This is a genomic window from Pseudomonas sp. TE4620, assembly GCF_056279045.1.
Window position 1 is genome coordinate 3,505,920 of the sequence record NZ_JBWBQO010000001.1, and the last position, 21,967, is coordinate 3,527,886.

General features: G+C 62.4%; 21 protein-coding genes and 1 tRNA gene. 10 read left to right on the plus strand and 12 right to left on the minus strand.

The window, feature by feature from the left end; all coding sequences use genetic code 11:
- Window positions 1–2: 2 nt before the first annotated feature.
- Window positions 3–575 (minus strand): elongation factor P, encoded by a 573-nt coding sequence (locus ACZ9A3_RS16180; RefSeq protein WP_038994110.1) that lies wholly within the window; start codon window positions 573–575, stop codon window positions 3–5.
- Between the two features lie 48 nt (window positions 576–623).
- On the minus strand, window positions 624–1,754 hold the full coding sequence (gene earP, locus ACZ9A3_RS16185) for an elongation factor P maturation arginine rhamnosyltransferase EarP (protein ID WP_476252912.1): 1,131 nt from the start codon (window positions 1,752–1,754) through the stop codon (window positions 624–626).
- Window positions 1,755–1,876: 122 nt separating this feature from the next.
- Here earP and ACZ9A3_RS16190 point away from each other — a divergent pair, with 122 nt between their 5' ends.
- Together ACZ9A3_RS16190 and ACZ9A3_RS16195 are read left to right on the plus strand one after the other, a co-directional pair.
- Window positions 1,877–2,263 (plus strand): hypothetical protein, encoded by a 387-nt coding sequence (locus ACZ9A3_RS16190; RefSeq protein WP_045195243.1) that lies wholly within the window; start codon window positions 1,877–1,879, stop codon window positions 2,261–2,263.
- Between the two features lie 4 nt (window positions 2,264–2,267).
- Complete coding sequence (locus ACZ9A3_RS16195) at window positions 2,268–2,750, plus strand: GreA/GreB family elongation factor (protein WP_401291372.1); 483 nt, start codon at window positions 2,268–2,270, stop codon at window positions 2,748–2,750.
- Between the two features lie 17 nt (window positions 2,751–2,767).
- On the opposite strand, the gene ACZ9A3_RS16200 is transcribed toward ACZ9A3_RS16195, so the two are convergent.
- Window positions 2,768–3,700, minus strand: a complete 933-nt coding sequence (locus tag ACZ9A3_RS16200; protein ID WP_045195247.1) for a LysR family transcriptional regulator — start codon at window positions 3,698–3,700, stop codon at window positions 2,768–2,770.
- A gap of 123 nt (window positions 3,701–3,823) precedes the next feature.
- On the opposite strand from ACZ9A3_RS16200, the gene ACZ9A3_RS16205 reads away from it, so the two are divergent.
- The gene (locus ACZ9A3_RS16205) at window positions 3,824–4,573 is read left to right on the plus strand and encodes a 3-oxoacyl-ACP reductase family protein (protein ID WP_045195248.1); all 750 of its coding nucleotides are present in this window, start codon (window positions 3,824–3,826) and stop codon (window positions 4,571–4,573) included.
- 6 nt (window positions 4,574–4,579) lie between these two features.
- Here the strand turns inward: ACZ9A3_RS16205 and ACZ9A3_RS16210 are convergent, their stop codons facing one another.
- On the minus strand, window positions 4,580–5,467 hold the full coding sequence (locus tag ACZ9A3_RS16210) for a LysR family transcriptional regulator (RefSeq protein ID WP_093380517.1): 888 nt from the start codon (window positions 5,465–5,467) through the stop codon (window positions 4,580–4,582).
- Between the two features lie 106 nt (window positions 5,468–5,573).
- Here ACZ9A3_RS16210 and ACZ9A3_RS16215 point away from each other — a divergent pair, with 106 nt between their 5' ends.
- Complete coding sequence (locus tag ACZ9A3_RS16215) at window positions 5,574–6,767, plus strand: MFS transporter (RefSeq protein WP_045195252.1); 1,194 nt, start codon at window positions 5,574–5,576, stop codon at window positions 6,765–6,767.
- On the opposite strand, the gene ACZ9A3_RS16220 is transcribed toward ACZ9A3_RS16215, so the two are convergent.
- The 5 genes from ACZ9A3_RS16220 to ACZ9A3_RS16240 are packed head-to-tail and all read right to left on the minus strand — an operon-like array spanning window position 6,764 to window position 13,093.
- Complete coding sequence (locus ACZ9A3_RS16220; RefSeq protein WP_371128639.1) at window positions 6,764–8,104, minus strand: TolC family outer membrane protein; 1,341 nt, start codon at window positions 8,102–8,104, stop codon at window positions 6,764–6,766. The two genes, ACZ9A3_RS16215 and ACZ9A3_RS16220, sit on opposite strands and share 4 nt — an antisense overlap.
- Window positions 8,105–8,116: 12 nt before the next feature.
- Entirely contained in the window at window positions 8,117–9,415 is a 1,299-nt protein-coding gene (locus tag ACZ9A3_RS16225; RefSeq protein ID WP_093380515.1) for an HlyD family type I secretion periplasmic adaptor subunit, read from the minus strand.
- Window positions 9,412–11,154 carry a type I secretion system permease/ATPase gene (locus ACZ9A3_RS16230; protein WP_258594485.1) on the minus strand — a complete coding sequence of 581 codons (1,743 nt, stop codon included), beginning with the start codon at window positions 11,152–11,154 and terminating at the stop codon, window positions 9,412–9,414. The genes ACZ9A3_RS16225 and ACZ9A3_RS16230 overlap by 4 nt, the downstream gene beginning before the upstream one ends.
- A 46-nt stretch (window positions 11,155–11,200) precedes the next feature.
- A complete protein-coding gene (locus tag ACZ9A3_RS16235) occupies window positions 11,201–11,605 on the minus strand; it encodes an AprI/Inh family metalloprotease inhibitor (protein WP_476252913.1) in 405 nt (134 codons plus the stop codon).
- A 24-nt stretch (window positions 11,606–11,629) separates the two neighbouring features.
- Entirely contained in the window at window positions 11,630–13,093 is a 1,464-nt protein-coding gene (locus ACZ9A3_RS16240) for a serralysin family metalloprotease (RefSeq protein ID WP_093380511.1), read from the minus strand.
- Between the two features lie 459 nt (window positions 13,094–13,552).
- Between ACZ9A3_RS16240 and ACZ9A3_RS16245 the strand changes: the two genes are divergently transcribed.
- Both ACZ9A3_RS16245 and ACZ9A3_RS16250 read left to right on the plus strand, forming a co-directional pair.
- On the plus strand, window positions 13,553–13,933 hold the full coding sequence (locus ACZ9A3_RS16245) for a hypothetical protein (protein ID WP_045195746.1): 381 nt from the start codon (window positions 13,553–13,555) through the stop codon (window positions 13,931–13,933).
- A gap of 227 nt (window positions 13,934–14,160) precedes the next feature.
- On the plus strand, window positions 14,161–16,296 hold the full coding sequence (locus ACZ9A3_RS16250) for a TonB-dependent siderophore receptor (protein ID WP_476252914.1): 2,136 nt from the start codon (window positions 14,161–14,163) through the stop codon (window positions 16,294–16,296).
- A 45-nt stretch (window positions 16,297–16,341) separates the two neighbouring features.
- On the opposite strand, the gene ACZ9A3_RS16255 is transcribed toward ACZ9A3_RS16250, so the two are convergent.
- Window positions 16,342–16,857: a DUF6630 family protein gene (locus ACZ9A3_RS16255; RefSeq protein WP_195884776.1), complete on the minus strand. Its 516-nt coding sequence runs from the start codon at window positions 16,855–16,857 to the stop codon at window positions 16,342–16,344.
- Between the two features lie 71 nt (window positions 16,858–16,928).
- Window positions 16,929–17,018 (minus strand) — tRNA-Ser (locus ACZ9A3_RS16260).
- Window positions 17,019–17,307: 289 nt separating this feature from the next.
- Between ACZ9A3_RS16260 and ACZ9A3_RS16265 the strand changes: the two genes are divergently transcribed.
- From ACZ9A3_RS16265 to ACZ9A3_RS16275, 3 genes are all read left to right on the plus strand, one after another.
- Complete coding sequence (locus ACZ9A3_RS16265; RefSeq protein WP_476252915.1) at window positions 17,308–17,997, plus strand: crotonase/enoyl-CoA hydratase family protein; 690 nt, start codon at window positions 17,308–17,310, stop codon at window positions 17,995–17,997.
- Window positions 17,998–18,119: 122 nt separating this feature from the next.
- Window positions 18,120–18,842, plus strand: coding sequence for a lysophospholipid acyltransferase family protein (locus ACZ9A3_RS16270; RefSeq protein WP_045195267.1), 723 nt, complete (start codon window positions 18,120–18,122; stop codon window positions 18,840–18,842).
- A 65-nt stretch (window positions 18,843–18,907) separates the two neighbouring features.
- The gene (locus ACZ9A3_RS16275; protein ID WP_045195270.1) at window positions 18,908–19,879 is read left to right on the plus strand and encodes a magnesium and cobalt transport protein CorA; all 972 of its coding nucleotides are present in this window, start codon (window positions 18,908–18,910) and stop codon (window positions 19,877–19,879) included.
- Between the two features lie 9 nt (window positions 19,880–19,888).
- Here ACZ9A3_RS16275 and ACZ9A3_RS16280 read toward each other — a convergent pair whose 3' ends face one another.
- Entirely contained in the window at window positions 19,889–20,617 is a 729-nt protein-coding gene (locus ACZ9A3_RS16280) for an amidotransferase (protein WP_093380506.1), read from the minus strand.
- 548 nt (window positions 20,618–21,165) lie between these two features.
- On the opposite strand from ACZ9A3_RS16280, the gene ACZ9A3_RS16285 reads away from it, so the two are divergent.
- Complete coding sequence (locus ACZ9A3_RS16285) at window positions 21,166–21,966, plus strand: cytochrome c (protein WP_476252916.1); 801 nt, start codon at window positions 21,166–21,168, stop codon at window positions 21,964–21,966.
- The last annotated feature ends 1 nt before the right edge of the window (window position 21,967 follow it).

Genomic DNA, 21,967 nt, shown 5'->3' on the forward strand with positions numbered 1-21,967 from the left:
GCTTAGACCTTGGCACGGCCCTTGTAGGAGCCGCCTTCGCGAGTGTCGATCTCGATCCAGTCGCCGATTTCGATGAAGTCAGCAACGCTCAGCTCGGTGCCGTTCTTCAGCTTGGCAGGCTTCATGACCTTGCCCGAAGTGTCGCCGCGAGCGGAACCTTCGGTGTAGTCAACCTGACGCACGATGGTGGTTGGCAGGTCAACCGAAACCAGGCGCTCTTCGAAGAACACGGCTTCGCAGACGTCTTCCATGCCTTCTTCGATGAACGGCAGAACGGCCTCGATGTCTTCGGCGTTCAGCTCGTACATGGTGTAGTCAGTGGTGTCCATGAAGGTGTAGGTATCGCCGTTGATGAACGACAGGGTCGCTTCTTTGCGATCCAGGATTACGTCGTCCAGCTTGTCGTCGGCCGAGTAGACGGTTTCAGTCTTGTAGCCGGTCAGCAGGTTCTTCAGCTTGGTTTTCATGATCGCGCTGTTACGGCCCGACTTGGTGAACTCAGCCTTCTGAACCAGCCATGGATCGTTGTCGATACGGATCACGGTACCGGGTTTCAGTTCTTTACCAGTTTTCATTGCGATATATCCGAATTTGGATGGATTTACAAAAATCGAGGCCGCATATCATAGCCAATTTCGGTAAAACTGTACCAGCGCCGTGGCAAGGTCCGGCTGAGCGGCCTGCGCGGCGCTCCAGCGGCGGGCGTGCTGGTCGAGTTCGTCCCAGTGCAGCAGCACCTGCTGCCAGGCCTGGCCCATGTCGCAGTCCATGTTCCAGGCGCGCCACAATTGCACCAGCGCGTCGCCTGCCGCAGCGCTCAGGCCCTGGATGTACAGATCAAGAAACGCTTCGAGTTTTTCCCAGTGGGCATACTCTTCCTGCACATAAATATGCCAAAGCAGCGGTCGTGCCGCCCATTGCGCGCGAACGAAAGAGTCTTCACCGCGCACTGCATTGAAATCGCAGCTCCACAGCAGCCGGTCGTAATCGTCCTGGCTGACGAACGGCAGGATCTGCACGGTCAGTGCGCCGCGCCGGGCAACACTGCCGACGCACAGCGGCTCGCCGAGCCAGGCCTGAACATCGCCCAGCACCCGGCCTTCGGGCACCAGTAGATGATTGGCGCGGCTGTCGCCAGCCAGGGCCTCGAGCCAGCTGGCCACACCGGGGTTTTCATAGGCGAACAGCGAAATCAGGCGGGCGTTTGCCGCTGGCGTCACGCCCAGGCTCTGCAGAAACGCGGTGCGTGCGGCAGGGTCCTGCTGCAGCACGTCGCGTTGTGCCAACAGGTTCGCCTCACGCAGCAAGCCGCCGGTTTTGCGGGTGAAGCCCGGAAAGAAAAACACCTTGCGCAAGCCATTGGCCTGGGGCGACGGCAAACCATGGCAGCCTTCGACCCAGTCTTCGGCGCTGAGATAATCCAGGTTCAGCCACAATGGCGCACGTGGCTGATCGAGCATCGCCTGCACATAAGCGGGCGGCAACTGACAAGCGAACGCGCCAATCACCACCTGCGCTACCGCCGTGTCCTGCCACTCGCCAGGCCATTGGCGCACATCAACGCCCTGTTGCCATTGCTGGGCGGCATCGGCCCGGGCCTCGGGACAAATACGCACGAACGCCTTAAGGTCATCCACCCACAGGCGCACCGCCTGGCCCTGCTCGGCCACCAATTGCCGGGCCAGGCGCCAGGTCACGCCGATGTCGCCGTAGTTGTCGACGACACAACAGAAGATGTCCCAGTGCGCTTTCATCGCGGGCCCCTTGGAAAAAGCGCCGATTGTCCGGGTAAATCATCGCAGACAAAAGCATGGCAGGTAAAAAACCTGCTGCACCATGCGACAATGGCCACCCGTGTCCTGGCCAGGAGGCCATCATGCCCCGCCCTCGCGAACTGAAGATCACCCTCAAGCCGCTGCAACTGATCCTGTGCATTGCCCTGGGCCTGTGGCTTGGCGCCGTGGCCATCGCCCTGAGCCTGTGGCTGGCCGGGCGCCTGCTTCCCGCGACGGTGCCGCCGATCGGCCAGGTGCTTGCGCCGCCCGCCATCGCCCCGGCGCCCCCGCCGGCGGCAGACCCGCAACAGCAGATGTTCGAGCAGTACCAGCAGATCCTGCGCAACCAGCAGGTACAGCAGGCCGAAGAACAGGCACAAGGCAGCATGCGCAACCTGTCCAACCCCAAGTGCCAGTTCTGGCTGCAGCAAAACCGCAACCTGCCCACGGAAAAAAGTCGCGCCCATGTCCTGGAATTTTGCAACTGACACCATGAACAAAGCCGACCTGTTGCAACGCATCATCGATACCCTGACCTTCGACCTGGACGTCGCCCAGCGCGCGGCGCAAACCGCCTATGAAGCGGCCACCGCCGAAGAGAACATCGCCGAGAACAAGTACGACACCCTGGGCCTTGAGGCTTCGTACCTGGCCACCGGGCAAGCCCGGCGCATGGAAGAGATCCGCCAGGCGCGGGCGGCGTACCAGCAGTTGCTGCTGCGCGACTATGACCCGCAACGCGGCATCCAGGTCAGCAACCTGGTGACCCTCGAGGCCGAGAACGGCAGTTGCCAGCAGTTATTCCTCGGCCCCGAAGGCGCGGGCCTGAAGATTGGCCAGGGCGAGCACCTGGTCACGGTGATCACCCCGCGCTCGCCACTGGGTCAGGGACTGCTCGGCAAGGTCGAAGAGGATGAGGTCAGCCTGGTGCTTGGCGGCGTGCCCCAGCGTTACTGCATCCTCAAGGTTCTGTGATCAGGAAGGCTGCGCCTTCACAAAGATCCCAAGGCATCAAAGCGCTGCGCCAACCCCTGGCTGGCAAACTGCTCGATGATAAAATCGACAAAGGCCCGGGTCTTGCCCGGCAACAGTTTGTGTTCGGCGTAGTACAGCGAGATGTTGCCGTCGTCCACATACCAGCCCGGCAACACTCGCAGCAGCCGCCCGGCCTGCAGGTATGGCACGGCAAATGGCATACTCACCAGCGCTACGCCCAGGCCCTGCTCCGCTGCCGCGCAGGCGGCTTCCGAATCGCTCATGGTCATGCGCAGGCGCAGGCTCAACGGACTTTGTTCCCGCTCGCGGCTGGTCAGCGGCCAGGAGCGCACGCGCCCGGTTTGCGGCGAACGGATGAGGATGCCATCGAGTGCGTGCAAGTCGCCAGGCTGGGTGATCGGCGGATGCTGCTGCAGGTAGGCCGGCGCGGCTACCAGAATCCGGTGCGCCGGAGTCAGCTTGCGCGCCACCACGCCTTGCGGCAGATCGAAGCCGCCGCCAATGGCCGCATCGAAACCCTGGCCAATCAGGTCGACCTGGCGGTTATCAAAATGCCAATCAGGGCTGATGGCCGGGTAGCGCCGCAGGAACTCAGCCAGCAACGGCACAATGTACAGACGGCCGAACACCGTGCCCATGCTTACTTTCAGGGTACCGGCAGGCTGCCCTTCGGCACTGGCAAGGTTAGCCACGGCGTACTGGATGGTCTGGAAACTCGCCGCTACCTCACCGAGAAAACGCTGGCCGGCCTCGGTCAGGGTCAGGCGCCGAGTACTGCGCTGGAACAAGCGCACACCCAGGCGTGCCTCCAGGCGGGCGACGTTCTTGCCCACTGCCGCCGGGGTCAGGCTCAGGCGCCGCGCGGCTTCGGCAAAGCTGCCGACCTCGGCGCTGCGGACAAAACACTCGATACTGCTGAACGACTCCATCGCGGCGATTCCATACTTCTGGTTTACACAGACTATAGCGATTACTGGCTACCGGCAGGGTAATCAGCGGCCGATACTGGGCCCCATCCAAGGCATCCGGCCTTGTTCTTTCGGGAGCACAGCATGTCGACCCAATCCAGCCTCAACGGTAAAGTAGCCCTGATCCAGGGTGGCTCGCGCGGTATCGGCGCCGCCATCGTCAAACGCCTGGCCGCCGAAGGTGCCAGTGTCGCCTTCACCTACGCCAATGCCACGGCCCAGGCCGATGCCTTGCAGCAGAGCATCATCGCCGCCGGCGGCAAGGCCCTGGCAATCAAGGCCGACAGCGCCGATGCCAGCGCCGTGCAGCAGGCTGTGGCAAGCACCGTCGAGGCCTTCGGTGGCCTGGATATCCTGGTCAACAACGCCGGGGTACTGGCCGTCGGGCCACTGGCGGATTTCAGCCTGGAAGACTTCGACCGTACCCTGGCGGTGAATGTGCGCAGCGTTTTCGTCGCCACCCAGGCCGCTGCCCGGCACATGGGCCAGGGCGGGCGGATCATCAACATCGGCAGCACCAATGCCGAGCGCATGCCCTTCGCCGGTGGCGGCCCCTATGCCATGAGCAAGTCGGCGCTGGTCGGCCTGACCCGCGGTCTGGCCCGTGACCTCGGCCCCCTGGGCATCACCATCAACAACGTCCAGCCGGGGCCGGTGGACACCGACATGAACCCGGCCCAGGGCGAGTTCGCTGAAAGCCTGATGGGCTTGATGGCGGTGGGTCGCTACGGCCACGTCGATGAGATCGCCAGCTTCGTCGCCTACCTGGCCGGCCCGGAGGCGGCGTACATCACTGGCGCAAGCCTGAGCATCGATGGCGGCTTCGCGGCCTGAGGCCAGTCAATGACCGTCCCTGTCGGCCAGGCGCTGTTCAATCAACTGGACAAAGGCCCTGGCGGCCGGGGTCGGGTGCGTCGACCAGATCGCATAAACGTGACGCACCGGCGCATCCTCAACCGCTACCGACGCCACGCCATTGAAGCCGTTGGCAATTCGCGCCGGCACCAGGCCGATCGCCAGGCCGCGCTTGGCGAATTTCTCCACCAGGCGGATGTTGGTCATTTCGAACTGCACCCGATGGCGCACTCCGGCGGCAGCAAAGGCTTCGTCAGTTTGCCGGCGCGCGCCGCTACCGGCGGGAAAATCCACCAGCGGCTGGGCTTCAAGATCGGCCAGGGACAAGCGAATCTTGCCTGCCAAAGGGTGCTCGACAGCCATCACCGCCACCAATTCTTCTTCGGCCAGCAGGCGGTACTCGACGCCTTCCAGCCGCTCGCCCGGCCAGATTCCGATAAAACCCACGTCCAGGCGTCGCTCGCGCACGTCGGCGATCAGCAACTCGCTCTTGGCCATCAGCCAGCGGATGTCCACCCGTGGATGTTGGGCATGAAAATCAGCCAGCAGATCGACCAGGTCCAGCTCGGTCAGCGAGGTGATCTCGCCGATCGACAATTGCCCGCGCACTTCACCGCAGGCGGCGGCAACATCCTCGGCAATCCTTCGAGTCGCCTCCAGTGCTGGCCGCGCGCTTTGCACAAAAGCTTCCCCCGCAGGCGTCAGGCGCACGCGCCGCGAGCTACGCTCGAACAGGCTGACGCCGAGGGTTTCTTCCAACCGGGCAATCTGATGGCTCAAGGCCGACTGCACCACATGGCAGCGCTCGGCGGCGCGGGTGAAGCTGCCGGTGTCGACTACCGCCAAGGCATATTCAATCTGCTTGAGATTCATGGATCGATCTATTTTCAAGATGGATAGAATGAAAACGATACATTGGCGTCATGCTAGCGCATTTCCCATACTGTCACCTCCAACTGCCACTGATTAGAGACGGTCCATGACCTCTGCCACCCACCCCCTGAGCCGCGGCCTGATTTTGCTGATGGCCACTGCCACAGGCCTCGCGGTCGCCAGCAACTACTACGCACAACCCTTGCTGCACAGCATCGCCGAGCATTTCGGCCTGACCACCGCCAGCGCCGGGGCCATCGTCATGGCCGCGCAACTGAGCTACGGCGCCGGCCTGTTGCTGCTGGCACCGCTGGGCGACCTGTTCGAACAACGCAAGCTGATCGTCAGCATGATTGCCATCAGCACCCTGGGCCTGCTGATCAGCGCCTTTTCGCCAAGCCTGATATGGCTGCTGATCGGCACCACCCTCACCGGCCTGTTTTCGGTGGTCGCCCAAGTGCTGGTGCCGATGGCGGCGGGCCTGAGTGATCCGGCGCAACGCGGGCGGGTGGTCGGCACGCTGATGAGCGGGCTGCTGCTGGGCATCCTGCTGGCGCGCACGGCTGCCGGCTTCATGGCTGAACTGGGTAGCTGGCGCAGCATCTACCTGTTGGCGGCAGGATTGATGGGGCTGTCGGCGATCGCCCTGCTCCGCGCCCTGCCCGAGCGTCACCAGCACGCTGGGCTCAGTTATCCGGCGCTGCTCGGCTCGGTGTTCCGCCTGTTCGTCGACGAGCCGATCCTGCGCTTGCGCTCGCTGCTGGGGCTGTTGTCGTTCAGCCTGTTCGCCTTGTTCTGGACGCCGCTGGCCTTTCTGCTGTCGGCCGAGCCTTACCACTATTCCGACGCAGTGATCGGCCTGTTTGGCCTGGCCGGTGCCGCCGGGGCCCTGTCGGCCAACTGGGCCGGGCGCCTGGCCGACCGCGGCAAAGGCCCGCTGGGCACCACGGTGGGCTTGCTGGTACTGCTGCTTTCGTGGGTACCGCTGGCCTTTGCGCAGTCGTCGCTGGCGGCATTGCTGGTTGGCGTGCTGTTGCTCGACCTGGCGGTGCAACTGGTGCACGTGAGCAACCAGAACGCGGTGATTGTCCTGCGTCCGGAAGCGCGCAACCGCCTGAATGCCGGCTACATCACCTGCTACTTCATCGGCGGCGCCCTCGGCTCGCTGCTCGGCACGCAGCTGTTCCAGCGCTATGGCTGGGACGGCATCGTCATCGCCGGCCTGAGCATCGGCGCCCTGGCCCTGCTGGTCTGGGGCCTGGCTGAACGCCAGCGCGCCGTGCGCCCGGGTATCGCCTAACGGCGCACAAAGGCTTCATCGACCCTCGCCAGGTGCTCCTCGCGCAGGGTCCCGGCGTAGTAGTGCAGCTTGATCCAGGCCAGCAAATAGTCGTAGCGGGCCTGGGCCAGGTCGCGGCGGGTGGTCGCCAGTTGCTGCTCGGCATTGAGCACATCGAGGTTGACCCGCTCGCCACCCAGCACACTCTGGCGGGTCGATTGCACCAGCGCCTCGGCCGAAGTCAGCGCGCGCTGATAGGCACGCAGGCGGCTGACGCCGGACTGGCAGGCGTTGTACTGGCGGCGCAGCTCGATCAGGGTGGTACGGGTATTGCCGTCCAGTTCATATTCGGCCTGCTCCAGGTTGCGGCTGGCCTGACGGGTGGCCGCCGACACCCCGCCCCCGGCAAACAACGGCAGGCTGACTTCGATGCCGATGGTGTTGGTGTCATAGCGCTGGTTATAGGTGTTGCCACTGTCGGACTGCATTTGCCGAGAAGTCGCGTAAGCCGTGACCTTGGGCAGGTGCCCGGCCCGGTTGCGCTCCACCTCGAATCCGGCCACTTGCAGGGCCTGGCGCTGGGACGCCAGTTGCGGGTTGTTGGCCAGGGCCAGCTCATGCCAGGCCTCGTAGGTCGCTGGCTGCAGCGCCAGCAGGGCAAAGCCGTCGTTGAGCGGCGCCAGCTCGTCGATGCGCGCCGAAGGCTCGCCAATCAGCGCCCCCAGCTCGCGCAGGGCGGCGTCCTGGTCGTTACGGGCCTGGATCTCCTCGGCGTCGGCCAGCTCATAGCGGGCCTGGGCTTCGAGGATGTCGGTACGGGTGCCCTCGCCCTGCTGGAACAGTTGCTGGTTCTGCTGGAACTGCTGTTGATAGGCCTGCTTGCTGGCGACACTGATACTGATCTGGTCGTCGGCAAACAGCGCCTGGGTATAACTGGTCATCACCCGCACCAGCAGCTCCTGGCTCTTGTCGCGAAATGCTTCATCGGCGAACAGCGCCTGGGCCACGCCCTTGCGGTAACTGGCGTAGGCCTCGTAGTCGAGCAACGGCTGCTGAAGGATGAAGGTCGAGCCGTAGCTGTTGTAGTGGCGGTCTTCATCTTCGCGCCGCGAATCGCCCAGGTAGCGGGCCTTGGAATCGTTGCGACCCTTGTTGTAGTTGTACGACAGGTTTGGCAGCAAACCGGCGCGGCCGATGGCGCGGTTTTCCTGCCCGGCGTCGCGGGCCTTGAGCGCGCCGAGGAACACCGGGTCCTTGCGCAGCGCCTGTTCATACACCTGAAACGGCCCCATGGCCTGCGCGCCCGCCCCTGTTGTCAGGGCGAACGCCGCAAGCAGCCCGGTCATCAAGCTTCTCATCCACGGGCTTCCTTATTGTTCGGTCAACGCGGTGCCTGCCCGGTCGAGCAGGGGTTTGAACAGGTAATTGAGCATCGAGCGCTCGCCGGTACGCACGAACAATTCGGCCGGCATGCCCGGCTTGATCACCAGCCCGTCCAGGCGTGCCAGGGCCTGCTCGCTGACGGTGCTGCGCAGCACGTAATACGGCTGGCCGGTCTTGTCGTCGAGCAACTGGTCGGCGGAAATCAGCGCCACCTCGCCCGACACCCGCGGCGTGCTGCTCTGATTGAAGGCGGTGAAGAGGATATCCACAGGCAGCTGCATCGCGACTTTATCCACAAGGTTGACCGGCAAGCGCCCTTCCACTTCCAGGGCGGTGCCCTGGGGCACCACCTCCAGCAAGGTTTCGCCGGCGCGCACCACCGCGCCCTCGGTATGCACGCCAAGGTTGACCGCAATGCCGTCGGCCGGGGCGAGGATCTCGCTGTGCTGCAGGTCGAAACCGGCCGAGGTCAGTTGCTGCTCAAGGGTCAGGCTTTTCAGTTGCGCTTCGGCCAACTGGCTGCGCACCTCTTTCTGATATTCCTCGCGCCGCTGCTGCAGGTTCAGCCGCGACTCGACAATGCCCTGCTCCAGCCGCGCGCTGTCGCCGCTGTTTTGCGCCAGATCGCGCTGGACCTGGGACAACTGACGCTGATACTCGAGCAAGCGGTTGCGCGGAATGTAGCCCTGAATTGCCAGCGGCTTGAGGTTCTCCAACTGCTCACGCAGCGAATCGGCCTGGGCCTGCAGGTCGCCACGGGCGCGGCGCATGCCGGCCAACTGAGCCACGGCGCCGTCGATACTGGCGGTCAGCCCAGCCTGCTCGCGGGCCTGGGCATCACGGCGGCTGCTGAATAGCTGGCGCTGGCTCTCGAGCACCAGGCTCAGCTGCGGGTCGGGGTTGCTGGCAAGCTGCGCTGGAAAGATGATTGCGCCGAGGTTGTCGCGCTCGCTCTGCCAGCGCGCCAGGCTGGCCCAGGCCAAGCGGTACTGGGCCTGCAGCGATTGCACATCGGCCTGGACCTGGGTCTGGTCGAGGCGAAACAACGGCTGACCCTGTTTAACCAACTGGCCTTCGCTGACCAGGATGCGGCTGACCACGCCACCGGCCAGAGATTGCACCGCCTTGCGCTTGCCCGAGACCACCACGGTGCCCTGCACGGCAATGCCTTGATCGAGCGGCGCCAGGGTTGCCCAGGCAATGAACCCGCCAAAACCGACCAGGGTCAGCAGCCAGCCCAGGCGCACGTAAAACCGGGCACTGCGGCTTTTATCGACCTGGCTCATGCGCCACCTCCGGTTGCCAGTGCGGCATTTGCGGGCTGGCGCTGGGCCTGCTCCTGAGCCCGGCTCAGGGCCTGCATGACTTCATGGGTCGGGCCAAAGGCCTGCATCCGGCCCTCGCTGAGCACCAGCAGTTTATCCGCCTGGGCGAGGGCGGCAGAGCGGTGCGTAACCAGCACCACGGTGCGGCCCTGGGCTTTCATCTGGGCGATGGCAGTGGCCAGCGCCGCTTCGCCGCTAGTGTCGAGGTTGGAATTGGGTTCATCGAGCACGATCAGGCTCGGCCCGCCGTACAGGGCCCGGGCCAGGGCGATGCGTTGCTTCTGCCCGCCTGACAGGTCGCCGCCGTCTTCGCCCAGGCGTGTGTCATAGCCTTGCGGCAGGCGCAGAATCAGTTCGTGCACGCCGGCCTGGCGCGCGGCTTCGACCACCTTGAGGCCGTCGAGCTCGGCAAAGCGGGCAATGTTCTCGGCAATGCTGCCGCGCAGCAGTTCGATGTTCTGCGGCAGGTAGCCGATATGCGGGCCGAGGGCCTCGCGGTCCCAGCGGTGCAGGTCGGCGCCGTCCAGGCGCACGGTACCGGCCAGGGTCGGCCAGACGCCGACCAGCACCTTGGCCAGGGTCGACTTGCCCGAGCCGGAGGTGCCGAGCACACCAAGTACTTCGCCGGCACCCAGGTTGAAACTGATCTGCTGCAAGGTGGCCACGCGCTTGCCAGGCGGCCCGGCGCTGACCTGTTCGAAGCCCAGGCGCCCGCTTGGCGCTGGCAAGGCCATCGGCGCCGGCGGCTCAGGAAACGCGCGCAGCAGGCCATCCAGGCGCTGATAGGCCATGTGCGCGCCACTCCACTGCTTCCACACGGCAATCAGCTGATCGATCGGGCTGAGCACCCGGCCCATGAGGATGGAACCGGCGATCATCATCCCCGGGGTCATCTGCCCCTCGATCACCAGCAGGGCGCCTAGCCCTAGCACCAGCGACTGCAGGCACAGGCGCAGCGACTTGCTCACCGCGGTGATCACCGCCGAGGTATCGCTGGCCTGGTTTTGCAGGTTCAGAAAGCGCGAATGCAAGGCAAACCAGCGCTGGCGCAAGGCGCCAAGCATGCCCATGGCCTGGATGCTCTCGGCATTGTGCAACTGGCTGCTGGCCAGGTGCGTGGACTGCTGCTGGAAACCGCTGGCCTCGACCAGCGGCTTGTGAGTCAGGCGTTCGTTGAGCACCGCCAGGGCAATCAGCAGCAGCGCCCCGGCACAGGCCATGACACCCAGCCAGACGTTGAAGAGGAAAATCACTGCCAGATAAATCGGAAACCAGGGTGCATCAAAGAAGGCAAACAGTGCAGGACCGGTGACAAATTGCCTCACTTGCGTGAGGTCGTTAAGTGCTTGCCCGGCCTGCCCGTCGCCTTGGCGCAAGTTACGCTCAAAGGCCGCCCGGTACACGTTGAGGTTAAAGCCCTGCTCCAGCTGGTTGCCAACCCGGATAACAATAAAACTGCGGATCGCTTCCAGCGCGCCGATAAATACGAAGAAGCCGACTACCATCAACGTCAACATCCACAGGGTTGTTTCGTTTTGCGAAGACAGTACCCGATCATACACTTGCAGCATATAAATCGAGGGCACCAACATAAGCAGGTTAATCAACGCGGTAAAACAACCCACACTCAATAGCGTGGACTTGTGATCGGCCAGTGCTGCCCACAGGGGCGCCCCGGCTTTATGAGTCGGCTTGTTCATTGTCCGCCTTTCTATCCCTGAAAAATCGGCAATCGCCTACAAGGCTTTATTCTTTATTCTTACGTTCCAGCAAGAGTATCTTTCCAGATATGGAAGTCCATTTGAAGATACCTGGCTTATAACGGTTAAAGTGCACCATCGCGCTACCGCTGCCATCAAGCAAAGCCAGCGTATCAGTGGTCGGCAGCCAGCCGCTGGGGCGCTGCCCAATCAGCCCTGCTACGCATTCGAGATCGCCGCGCAAGGTTTGCGCTGCATCCAGGTGCATTTTACAACCCGCGGCCCGATCGTTTTCGGGGTAAAGCATCCAGTCACCGGCCAGTTGCGCGGGCGTGGGGAGTAGCAGGCTGCTTGCCATACCGACCTCGGTCATCAACATCAGGGGAATCGCGCCAAGCGCGATCATTCGCTTCAAAGCCATTATCTGCCCGCCTCGGAAAGAGCGGCGCATCGGCGCCGCCCTTTCAGGTTGCTATCAGACCACGATATCCGTGGCGACCGCCTGACCTACAGTGGTCACCAGGAAATCAGACAGGCTGTTGCCGGTGAAGTCGATCGACAGGCTACCGAGGTTGCTTGCCTGATCGAAGCTCAGCACCGCTTCGCCGGCATGGCCGGTGAAGGCATCAACGAACTGCAGCGGCAGCTTGTTGACGGCAAAGGCCGACATTGCCGACAGATCGATCTTGTCCTGGCCGCTGACGAAATCCATGATCCGGTCGGGATTGCTCGGGGTCGAATCGCTGCTGGCAGCGAAGATAAAGGTGTCGGAACCGGCACCACCCCAGAGTTTGTCGGCACCGCCGCCGCCGTAGATGATGTCGTTGCCGGCACCACCCTTGAGCTCGTTGGCCACGGCGTTGCCGATCAGCAGGTCGTTGCCCGAGCCGCCGATGGCGTTCTCGACGATGGCACCCTTGGCAATGGAAATATTGCCGATCATGCCGCCGACGTCGGAGAACGACGCGTCATTGAGGTTGATCTTCTGGTTCTGGGTAAAACCGGAGAAGTCCAGGGTGTCGTTGCCGCCACCGTCCCACACCGAGAAGACGATTTTCGACGAGGCCGAGGTGGCCGAGTAGAAGTCGCGGTCAGCGGTGGAGTTGAAGCCGTACACGGTGTCGCCGGAGCGGGTCGCGTAGTTGGCGCCATAGAGCTTCTGGATGGCGGCGATGTCATCCATCAGCGGTGCCGAGGAGTACACCTGCACACCGCCCTTGGTGAAGTTCTGGCTGGTATTGCTCTCGCCCCAGTAACTCATGACGCTGTAGCCACGGGTGTCCTGGCCGTAGCTAGCATCGGCATAGGTCGGGTAGCCTTCGCCGGCGTTGTAGTCGCCGGGGTGGGACAAGCCCAGGACGTGGCCGATTTCGTGGGTCAGGGTCTGACGGCCGTAGTTGCCGTTTTCCGGGTTGACGTTGGCCTGGTACTGATTGTTGATCAGGTACCAGGATTCGCCCTTGTGCGAGCCCGGACCGTCGAACGGCAGGTAGGCGAATGCCGCGCCGCCGGTGCTGCCATCGCTGTAGTTGCCGAAGGTCATGTGACCGTCGCCGCCCGAGGCGCCTTCCTTGAAGGTGACCTTGGCCACGTCCGCCCAGGACTGCATGGACAGTTTGGCCTGGGCTTTCTGCTGCGCGGAAAAGGCGCTGAACGAGCCCAGCCCCTGACCATAGAAGTCAGAAGGTGCCTTGGTCAGGAAGGTATAGGTCAGGCTGATGGTGCCGTCCTTGTTCAGGTCTTTCCAGGCAGCGCCGTCGCGCAGCAACTGGGTAGCGGCCTGGTCGACCGAGAACGAAGGTTTGCCATTGACTGTCGCACTGCCGCCGCGATCATATTGATGGCCGAAACTATTGATCAGACTGTAAGCGGAACTTGCACCGTGCGGTTGCAATACAGAGCCAGCTGAAACAATAGCGCTTTCTTTGACTTTCGACATACAGACACTTCCTTGTTTACAAAAAAGCAGTTGTTGTCCGATAGGACGCTCCTGCGGCGAGATCGTCCTATCACTCGCCTGAATGAGGCGGGGAAAAACTGACACAGGTGGAATTGAACTGTCCAGCTTTTTTTGACGTCAATTTTCAATAAGACTAATTGTTTATTGTCCTACACGCGCAAACCCTTGATTTAGCCAATGCGTATACATTTGCGCAAACGACGATATATCGAGACTGACAAAAACCCCGGCCCTAGACGAAAACTGACCCGACAGTTTTAGTTGCATAATCGAAGTTTAATTATAAGAATGCGACATGCCGTTATAACCCGCTGATTCTGAGCCTTTACTTTTTTGTGACAACTAGCGGGTGACCCTCCGTCGGCTGGCCATTGACTTGTGACGGGCCCGGGCGCTGAGTAGGGATTGGTCAACAGCCCTTTCAACCTGGATGCCACTATGACAAGACTCACGGTTCAATCCGGCGATTTCTTGCAAGGTGAAGGCGAGTACCGCAATGGATCGCTCACACTCAAGACCGCCCGCAGCCCCTCACCTGGCGAGAAAATCGCCCTGACCCGCATTACCGATCTGATCGTCGCCAATCAGGAATCCAGCCGCAGCCTGAGCAGTGCGCTGGGCTGGGGCGTTGCCGGCGCCCTGGTGGCCGGCCCGGTCGGCCTGATCGCCGGCCTTTGGCTAGGCGGCAAGGAAGAAGAAGTGACCTTCCTGGCGACCTTCAAGGATGGTCGCAAGCTGATGGCCATCACCGACAAGAAGACCTGGTCGAAAATCGACGGCAATTGGCGACGCCACAGCCAGGCGGCAGCGAACGGCTGAATCCGCACAGCCCTCGTACGTTCATGGTCATGACAATCGATTGAAAACAGGGGCGCCGCCAACCGGTCGCCCCTGCTAAGATTGCGCCCCCGCCTGCCCGGCGCAATACCCGGCAGGCTTTCGCCACCCGGGCTCGCGCCCCTCATCGCCTATCGGGCAAATACGCCCTGCCGGACAGCAGCCGATCGATAACGGCGCGTTCGCGTTCGTTTTCAAGGAGCTCCTGCATGACCCTGCCTCGCCCTCGCCTGCCCTTGCGCCTGCTCGGCCTGAGCCTGGCCCTGCCGGCTACACACAGCCTGGCCGAGGACAGCATCACCCTGGCCCCGCTGCAGGTGTCGCAGGTCTATAGCGAGGGGTACCAGGCCCGCGAAGCCGCGGTCGGCGGTTTCCAGCCGGCGCCACTGCTCGATACGCCGGCCTCGATTGCAGTGTTCAACGAGCAACTGCTGGCCGACCGCCAGGTGCGCAAGCTCAGTGAAGTGCTGCAAAGCGATGCCTCGGTGGGTGAAAGCTATGCGCCGATCGGATACTACGAAAACTTCAACGTGCGCGGCTTCGAGCTCAACGCCGCCAGCAGCTACAAGATCAACGGCCAGACCATCGCCGGCGAGCAGAACGTGGCGCTGGAGAACAAGCAACAGGTCGAGTTGCTCAAGGGCCTGTCGGGCTTGCAAAGCGGCGTGTCGGAACCCGGTGGCCTGATCAACTACGTGACCAAGCGCCCGGAGGATGTGCGCTCGGTGACGGTTTCAAGCAACGAACAAGGCGAGCGCTACCTGGCCACCGACCTCGGCGGCTGGTTCGGCAGCGAGCGTCAGTTCGGCCTGCGCGCCAACCTGGCGCATGAGGACATCCGCAGCTACGTCGACCACGCCGACGGCAAGCGCGACTTCGCCTCGCTGGCCTTCGACTGGCAGATCAACCCCGACGCCGTGCTGCAGCTGGATGCCGAATACCAGCAGCGCGAGCAGCGTTCGGTGCCGGGCTACCAGTTGCTCGGCGGCAACAGCCTGCCCCACGGCATCGACCCGCATGACCGCCTGGCCTATCAGCACTGGGCCAACCCGGTGAGCATCGACTCGCTGAACCTTGGCGGGCGCTTCGAATATCGCTTCAGTGACAACTGGACGGGCAGCGTCAGCGCCTCGCGCAGCAAGGTGGTGATCGATGACTACAGTTCGTTTGCCTGGGGGTCAGGAGGCGGCATGGCTGCCCACTTCAGCCCGGAAGGCGACTATGACGTCTATGATTTTCGCAGCCCCGACGACACGCGCCGCATCGACGAAGCACAGGTGGCGTTGAACGGTCGCTTTGAAATGACCGGGTTGAGCCACGAACTGACCGTCGGCAGCGGTGCACAGCGGCGCACCCTCGACCAGCGACCAACCTTCAACCAGCTCATCGGCAGCGCTAACATCTACCAGGCGACCCCTGCACTGGAGCCGTTCGATGGCGTGCCAGGGCACTCCGAACGGCGCCTGGACAGCCGTCAGTACGGTATTTTTGCCAGCGATCGCATCACCTTCAATGAGCACTGGCAAACCCAACTGGGTGCACGTGTGGTGCGCCTGGACGAAAAAGCCTTCAATGAAGCTGGCAACGACCGTCGGCACACTCGCCAGTACGAACTCCTACCCAATGCCGCGTTGATCTACAAACCTCGGGCCGACATCTCACTGTATACCAGCTACAGCAAAGGCCTTTCAGCGGGCAGTGCGGCGCCATGGTTTGCCCAGAACAGCCAGGACATCCTCGCCCCGACCACCTCGCATCAGATCGAGCTGGGCATCAAGCGCGACTGGCAACGCCTGAGCCTGAGCGCCGCGCTGTTCCAGCTGCGCCAGGCCTATCAGTATTCACAACCTGACGGTGCCGGTGGTTTCACCTATGTGCAGCAAGGCCAGCAAAAAAACATCGGCCTGGAGCTGGGCGCCAGCGGCTGGCTGACCTCCAACCTGCAGATCAACGCCAGTGCTGCGGCAATTCGCGCGCGGGTCAAAAACAGCGGCACAGCTGACTACGAAGACCATCAGGCGCTCAACGTACCGAACTTGCGCGCTGCGGTGCAGGCCGACTACAGCCTGCCGATCCCGGGCCTGGCCCTGCTCGGCGGTGCGCGCTACAGCGCCAGCAAGTACGCCAATCAGGCTGGAACGGTTGAGGTCGGCAGCTATGCGGTGTTTGACCTGGGCAGCCGTTACAGCACCAGGATTGGTGGTTACGACACGGTGCTGCGGCTGATGGTGGATAACGTCTTCGACAAACGCTACTGGCGCGATGCCGGGGAGTACCTGGGGGATGGTTATCTGTTTCAGGGGGCGCCGCGCACTGCACGGGTTTCGGCGTCTGTGAGCTTCTGAGGGGCTCATCGCGGGTCGACTTGACCCGCGATGAAGACACCGCCGTCAGAACGGCTCGCTACCCTCGCGAATTTCCACTTCCAACACCTCACCCAACGCCACCAGCTGCGTCGCCACGTCCCTGGTGGTAATGAAACCGCTGTAGCAGTCACCGTCGGTAGACCAGTTCCACAGCACCAGGCCCTGCTTGTGCAGTTCGTCGTGGGCGGTGACCATCAGTTCGGGCACCGTGGTGCCTTCGAGGAAGTCTTCATCTTCCGCGTCCTCAACGCCGAACGTAACGTCGGCATCCCGTGCCTCGGCCAGCTGCTGCACGCTCTGCACAAAAGACTCGGTGTCTTTCCAGTCGACAAAGAACACCGACTCCCAGTCCGCCACGTCCTTGACGATGTACATCAGTTGCTGCGGATCGTCCTCGAATTCCTCGATGTCGTCTTCATCCAGCTCGACCTCGCGCAGGGCCTGGACATGCTGGCTGGCCATTGCCGCCGACGGGCTGACCAAGGTCAGCAATTGTTCGGCGGCGAGGATCTGCGCCTTGGTAAAACATTCTTTGAGCATCTGAAACATCCTTTTTCATGGGCAAAACAAAAAGCCCCCGACCTTGTTCAGGTCGGGGGCTTTTCTAGATATGGCGGTGAAGAAGGGATTCGAACCCTTGATACAGTTTCCTGTATACACACTTTCCAGGCGTGCTCCTTCAGCCACTCGGACACTTCACCGTTTCTCTTCAAGCAGTTCAGCCTGTCGAGGCGCGCTAATGTAGTCGAAAGAGGTTCTGATGGCAAAGGTTTTTTCAGAATATTCATGCGCTTAAGCCATTCAAGCAAAAAACCACGGTACACAGGGCAAAGCCGCCATTCTCTGGCGTGCTTTGACAGCGCCGATTCACCTACTCCCGTCAGCACGAGCGAACGGGCCGTCAAGCTGACCGGTCAGTCAGTCACAGCGCTTTACCTCGGGCACTTGCCTGAGTAACGTCTGCCCCACTCCCCTTTAAGGAACTCTGTCATGAGTGAGCTGATTACCTACCACCTCGAAGACGGCATTGCCACCCTGACCCTGAACAACGGCAAGGTCAACGCCATCTCGCCTGACGTCATCAAGGCCTTCAATGCCGCCCTCGACCAGGCCGTGCAGGACCGCGCGGTGGTAATCATCACCGGCCAGCCCGGCATTCTGTCCGGCGGCTATGACCTCAAAGTCATGACCGCAGGCCCTAAAGAAGCCGTCAGCCTGGTCACCGCAGGCTCGACCCTGGCCCGGCGCATGCTTTCGCACCCGTTCCCGATCATCGTCGCCTGCCCGGGCCACGCGGTGGCCAAGGGCGCTTTCCTGCTGCTCTCGGCCGACTACCGCATCGGTGTCGAAGGCCCGTTCAGCATTGGCCTTAATGAAGTGCAGATCGGCATGACCATGCACCACGCCGGTATTGAACTGGCCCGCGATCGACTGCGCCGTGCAGCATTCCACCGCTCGGTGATCAATGCCGAGATGTTCGACCCGGCCAGCGCCGTGGACGCCGGTTTCCTCGACAAGGTCGTGCCGGTCGAGCAACTTCAGGAAGCTGCGCTGACTGCCGCCCGGCAGTTGAAGAAGATCAACATGAACGCCCACAAGCACACCAAGCTCAAGGTGCGCAAAGCTCTGCTGGAGCTGCTCGACGACGCGATCATCCGTGACCAGGCACACCTCGGCTGACCCCCTACCAAGGCCTGATTGCAACTAATTGTGTAATCAGGCCTGTCCCGCCCAATGAGCGTTTGCCGATAGAAGTGCACACCCGTACACTGCGCCGCGTTTGCCTGGTGTGAGTCGTACGAATGCTTTTTATTATCCGCATGTTCCTGTTGGGGCTGCATTTTCTCCTGGCCGGTGTTCTTGGTGTGCTGGTCGGCCTGTGCCGACCGTTCAACCCGGACAACAGCCGAATTTGTGCACGCCTTTACGGCCTGCCCGCCACCTGGCTGATGCGCCTTGAGATCAAGGCCGAGGTCGGCCCGCTGTTCGACCAGCCGCCGGGCTGCGTGATCATCGCCAACCACCAGTCCAACTACGACTTGTTCGTGCTCGGCCATGTGGTGCCGCCGCGCACCGTGTGCATCGGCAAGAAGAGCCTGAAATGGATCCCGCTGTTCGGCCAGTTGTTCTGGCTGGGCGGCAACGTCCTGGTCGATCGCGGCAATGCCTACCAGGCGCGCCGGGCCATGCAGACCACCACCCGCACCCTGAGCGAAGACGACACCTCGATCTGGGTGTTCCCCGAAGGCACGCGCAATGCCGGCGAGCATCTGATCACCTTCAAAAAGGGTGCCTTCCACATGGCCGTGGAAGCCGGTGTGCCGATCGTGCCGGTGTGCGTCAGCCGCTATGCCAGCCGCCTGAAGCTCAACGGCTGGCGGCGCAGCAAGGTCATCATCCGTTCGCTGGCGCCGATCGCCACCAGCGGCCTGACCCAGCAGGATGTGCCGGCCCTGGCCGAACAGTGCCGCCTGCAGATGCAACACTGCATCGATCGCATGGAAAGTGAACTGACCCAGGCGTGAACGGTTGCCGAATCGTGCCGGTCATACCAAGCTACTGGCACGGTTAACAGAAGAAGCGGACAACCATGGGTCGAGTCGTTGCGGCGGCGGTGTACAGCGCCGGCAGAAAAGTCACCAATATCAGCCTCGATGAAGGCAGCCAGTGGGCAAGCAAACCCGGACATTTTGTCTGGATCGGCCTGGAAGAGCCCAACGCCCAGGAACTGGCCAACCTGCAACGCCAGTTCAACCTCCATGAGCTGGCCATCGAGGACGCGCTGGAAAAGCACAGCCGGCCCAAGCTCGAGACCTTCGGCGATGCGCTGTTCATCGTCACTTATTCGCCAGTGCGCCATGAAGGCAAGCTGGAGTTCATCGAAACCCACATCTTTGCCGGCAACGGCTACATCATCACCGCCCGCAACGGCCACTCGAAATCCTACGCCCTGGTGCGCCAGCGCTGCGAGGCCCGGCCGCTGCTGCTCGAGCACGGCGAAGACTTCGTGCTCTACGCCCTGCTCGACTTCGTCACCGAGAACTACCAGCCGGTCAGCGAAGCCATTCATGGCGAGATCGAGGAGCTTGAGCGCAGCGTGCTCAGCGGCTCGCTCAAGGAAGAAGACATCCAGCGCATCCACAGCCTGCGCCGCGACATCCTGCGCCTGCGCCGCTATGTGGCGCCGATGGTCGAGGTCAGCGAAGAACTGCAGCGTCTGACCTTCCCGTTCATCGACAAGAACATGCGCCCGTACTTTCGTGACGTGCAGATCCACGTCACCCGGCAGATGGAGGACCTGGCAGGGATTCGCGACATCGCCAGCCAGACCATCGAAATCGGCATGCTGCTGGAGTCGTCACGCCAGAGCATCGTGCAGCGCAAGTTCGCCGCCTGGGCGGCGATCCTGGCCTTCCCCACCGCCGTGGCGGGGATCTACGGGATGAACTTTCAGAACATGCCGGAGCTGAGCTGGCACTACGGCTACTTTGCCGTGCTGGGCGGGATCGCCGTGGGCTGCACGGCGCTGTACGCCAGCTTCAAGCGCTCCGGCTGGCTGTAACGGCAGGCCTCAGGCCGAACTGCCCTGGGGCTTGTGCGCGACGAAGCGCATCATCCATTCAGCCACCGTGCTGCCCTGGTGCTGCTGCGCCAGGCTGTCGATGCCCTTGCGGTAGACCTCCTGGCCGAGGCTGTCCTGGCGCAGCTCGAGCAGCGCCCGCGAATAGTCGTGGATGAACTCCGGGTGGCCCTGAAAGCACAGCACCTGGTCGCCGATGTGATAAGCGGCGTTCGGGCAGAAGTCGCTGGAGGCAATCACCGTGGCGTTCTCCGGCAGGCGGGTGACCTGGTCCTGATGGCTGATCAGCAAGGTCAGCTCTTCGACCTGTGGGCTCATCCACGGCGCCTTGGCGTTCATCACATAGCGGTGGGTACCCACCCCCCAGCCTTGGTGCGCGCGCTCGCTCTTGCCGCCCAGCAGCAGCGCCAGCAGTTGATGACCAAAACACACGCCAAGCAGTTTGTCGCCACGCTGATAGCGCTCCAGCAGGAACGCCTTGAGCTTGTGAATCCACGGATCATCACCGAACGAGTCGGCCTTGCTGCCTGTAACCAGGTAGGCATCGAACACTTGGTCATCATCGGGGTATTCGTCGTTCAACACGTTGTAGACGCGAAACTCGGCGGCGATTGGCTGGCGGGTAAACAGCTGCTCGAACATCCGTCCGTAGCCCTGATACTGCTCGACCAGCTCCGGTCGCAGGACGTCGGTTTCCAGGATGCAGATGCGTAGCGACATAGAGATAGTCCTGAACGACAAAGGCGGGATTGCCCCGTAAAGCCTGCCCCGAATAAGGCGCGCAGGCAAGTATGATGCTCGGACGAACGGTCATGAGCTTGGGATCCACTTGCCGATGTGGCGCAGGCGTCTAGCAAGGGGAATGCTGGTGGATGGCCAAAGGCCTCATAGCGAAAAATATCTGAAGCGTAATAAGTACAGATTAAAGCGTTCTAAAACACGGGTGACGTTGACCCTAAGGTTAGCTGTATACCCATTAGCAACGGTTCGCGACTTAATGTTTCACCACGTTAAATGATGTTCGCCAGATCGACGACAAGGAAGCCTCTGGGCACTCAGGAATAACAACAAAAAGGCGGTCAGCCATGTTCAAACAACACAAAGTACGTCAAGCCGGGCTCATTCTCTTCGCCACTACGCTGCTGTTGATCCTGCCGAACCTTTCACGCCTGTTCGGCTGAGCGGCATGCCCTCTTCCCGCGGTTTGTGCCTGGCACAAGCCGGTTGTGTGCAGGTAATCTGCCGACCCTGATGGTTGGAGACTGCCCATGCGCCACTGTTTCAGCTTGTTGCTCGCCCTGCTGTGCCTGCCCCTGCAGGCGGCGCAGTTGACCCTCGACCTGGGCAACGGCAGCCGCCACTGGCAGAGCGCCGAGTTGCTGGCGCATCCGCTGGCGCAGGATATCCAGATTGAAAACGACGTTTCCTACAAGCGAACCATGCATTACCGCGCGGTACCACTGGCTGTGCTCCTACAGGGAGTGCAGGCCGATGATCACCTGCAAGCCATTGCCCTGGACGGTTTCGCCGCCGAGATGCCCGCCGCGCCTTTGCTCAAGGACGGCCCTGCGCGGGCCTGGCTGGCCATTGAAGACCCGGCCAGACCCTGGCCGGCACTGGCCAAGGGCAAGCCCGGTGCCGGGCCGTTTTACCTGGTCTGGACCGACCCGCAAGCCGGGCGCATCAGCCCTGAGCAATGGCCTTTCCAGGTCGCCAGCATTCGCCGCCTGGCGGCAGTGGCCGAACGCTTCCCGGCCATGCGCCCGGCGCCAGGCATTAACGCCGACAACCCGGTCAACCAGGGCTTTGCCGTGTTCCAGAAGAACTGCCTGGCCTGCCATCGCCTCAACGGCGCCGGGGACGCCCAGTTCGGCCCGGACCTGAACCTGCCGCACAACCCGACCGAGTACTTCCAGGCCGATTTCCTCCGGCGTTACATCCGTGACCCGCAAAGCCTGCGCCAGTGGCCCCAGGCAAAAATGCCCGGGTTTGCCGCAGCGGTCATCAGCGATAGCGAGCTGGATGAGCTGCTGGCGTACCTGGCCCACATGGCCACGCGCAAACCCTGAG